The organism is Enterococcus sp. 10F3_DIV0382, from assembly GCF_002140245.1.
Classification (GTDB): Bacteria; Bacillota; Bacilli; order Lactobacillales; family Enterococcaceae; genus Enterococcus_B; species Enterococcus_B lactis.
This window is the reverse complement of record NZ_NGMF01000006.1, coordinates 1-2749: the sequence shown is the minus strand read 5'-3', so window position 1 is coordinate 2749 and position 2749 is coordinate 1. Positions and strand designations below refer to the sequence as shown.

The window sequence follows — 2749 nt, the reverse complement described above, 5'->3', positions numbered from 1 at the left end:
ATGTATATATGATATAAGAAAAACATGTTCGCACTTCTAGGCAAACCAGGCTTTGAAGATCTTGCTAAAGAATTGAACGAACGATTGTAAGATAAGGGTTTCTCGCTAGATTTAAAAAATCAGTGATAGAAACATGCTGACTTTAAAATGAAAGCTGGTACCCATTTAGGTACTTAACACATATCGGCACCATTTATTCGGAAAAAGGGGGCTGTGACAAGAATTTTGTCCCAGCCTCTTGTTTGTATGGGAATCGATTCATTGCCTTGTTCTTTAGTTAAGGACTTGAAGAACAGGAAAGTGACTTCGAAGACCAATTCTATTTTTTCTAAAATCAGTAAGTAAAAAAGCACTCACTTCGAGTGCTTTTTTGCGATATTTTCTTAGTGTTAAGATAGCCCTAATTTGTCTTTTACAGATGAAGGTACTTTATCGCTAGTGATTACTTTTTTCTCTATAATTCGCTTTTCGCTTGCTTTCAACTGCAAGATTGTTCCTTCGGGATAAGCAGAACCATTAGCAGAGTCGCCAGAAGTAATGACATCAAAATCCAATTGTCTTTTTTCACCGTTTTCAGCGTACGCATCTACGTTATATTTAAACCCTTTTCCAATTACTTCTCCATTATCTGCTTTAATATCAGTTTCTGCAGGCATCGGTGCTTTGATTACTGCATAATAATCTTTTCCTACATAAGTAGACTGATAGTAGTCCCAGCCTTTCCAACCTATAAAAGCAATCAATACGATAACGATTAACCCTAAAATTTTTTTCATGAAAATTCTCCTTTTTTATTTTTATTCTATAGAATATCTGTCTCTTATACACATCTAGATGTGTATAAGAGATGTGTTGTGATTGATTATTTAATATAGATATAATACAAAAAGGCAAAGATATTTTCAAAACATTTTTTCTTGATGTGATATCCTTGTCTTTTTTGTAATGTTTTTAACTTATTGCTTTTGCAAAATTTATTTACCTGTTTTCTGGATCAACGATAGTGTATATTATGCTATCCTTGTTTGGATTTTAGGACGTTTAAAGAGGCACTTTTTTACATAACTTAATCCATAGACATAGACCTTTTAAGCATGCTGTGAGATAATAATAAAGAAGAGTTTAAAGCGTGTCTCTTATACACATCTAGATGTGTATAAGCGCACCCCAAACCACTTCCCCATAAGTGTATTACGCTTTAAACTCTTTTATATTTGAATTCACTAAGAAGCATACCATATATTTGAATTTACTAAGAAGCTGTCTCTTATACACATCTAGATGTGTATACCCCATAAGTGTATTACGCTTTAAACTCTTTTATATTTGAATTCACTAAGAAGCATACCATCTGTCTCTTATACACATCTAGATGTGTATAAGAGACAGGTGTTTAAAGCGTTCCCCAAAAACCACTCCCCCATAAGTGTGTTACGCTTTAAACTCTTTTATATTTGAAGCCATTAAAAAGTATATCATATAACCTGTCTCTTATACACATCTAGATGTGTATAAGAGACAGATCATACAGATCCTTACGGTTATCTTTCTGAAATGGGTGTAAGTAAAGAAAAACTAGCCTATGATTTGGCTCATGGTTTTACGGATGATAATCCAACTACTTCGGAGGATAAACCAGTAATTGATCCAACTCGAGCAGGTGCTGCAAATTCTACGCTGACAGATGGAACAAATTACGCCCACATTGATCAGTTCGGAGAAATCGAAAACGCAAACTTGCATGTAGCTGGATGGCACATTGCTAATTATAAATACGAGTATATTTTCATTATGGACTACAATACTGGAAAAGAACTAGCTAGAGTAAGAGCTGATGGGATTTATAGACCAGACGTAAATCAAGCTTATAATACTTTAGGAAATGTTGGCTATCATGTATCTTTCAATATGCGTGATTTCCCTAATAAGAAAGTATACGTCATGATGCGTGCGACAAACGATCCAGAAGGAAATACTAAGGGTGGAGCACAAGATTTTCATGACAAGCGTTGGTATTTAAATATTCCACAACGATAAAAAATTCCCCCCTCTTTGAGGGGCGGTACATAAAAATTTATTATTTAGATTCTATAAACATGTGCAACTTATCTAACAACAAAGTATATATTCCTGTCTCTTATACACATCTAGATGTGTATAAGAGACAGGAAGTAAACAAATAGCTTATATTTTAGGATGTACACAAATTGACAAGTATAATAAAACTTTGATAAAATACAAATGTTTTTTATTTTTATGTGTGATTAGTTAGAACTTACTTAAATCCTATTATAATATTTTTGTTAATGATTTTAATAAAATGATTGGAGAGAAAATGATGGATCAAAAAGCGTTTATCGAATCTATTGATTCTACAATCGATAGATTAAAAAAAGAAATTCGATTTTATAATAGAGTAATTGGTATCGGAAATATTATAAAAATAGTCTTATCAGCTAGTATCCCAATATTAATTGATCAGGCTTCCGAACACAGGTCTTTACTATTGATTGTTTCAATTGCTTCAGCAATAATTACAATTATACAACTTTCTCTTATACACATCTAGATGTGTATAAGAGACAAGTGGGATGTCTGCATTTAATTATCAAGATAAAGTACAGACTTCGACAGAGTTATTAATGAAAATTGAAAAAGAAAAGTTGTTATATATAACCTGTCTCTTATACACATCTAGATGTGTATAAGAGACAGGTCTTATCTCTTTTCTTAATGCTATAAATTCATA

General features: G+C 32.4%; 1 protein-coding gene and 2 pseudogenes. 2 read left to right on the top strand and 1 reads right to left on the bottom strand.

The window, feature by feature from the left end; all coding sequences use genetic code 11:
- Positions 1-389: 389 nt before the first annotated feature.
- Entirely contained in the window at positions 390-776 is a 387-nt protein-coding gene (locus tag A5849_RS14565; protein ID WP_002308846.1) for a YxeA family protein, read from the bottom strand.
- A gap of 745 nt (positions 777-1521) precedes the next feature.
- Here A5849_RS14565 and A5849_RS14560 point away from each other — a divergent pair.
- A pseudogene (locus A5849_RS14560) lies at positions 1522-2037 on the top strand (N-acetylmuramoyl-L-alanine amidase); the annotation flags it as partial.
- 283 nt (positions 2038-2320) lie between these two features.
- Positions 2321-2678 (top strand): annotated as a pseudogene (locus A5849_RS14555) (hypothetical protein); the annotation flags it as partial.
- Positions 2679-2749: the final 71 nt, after the last annotated feature.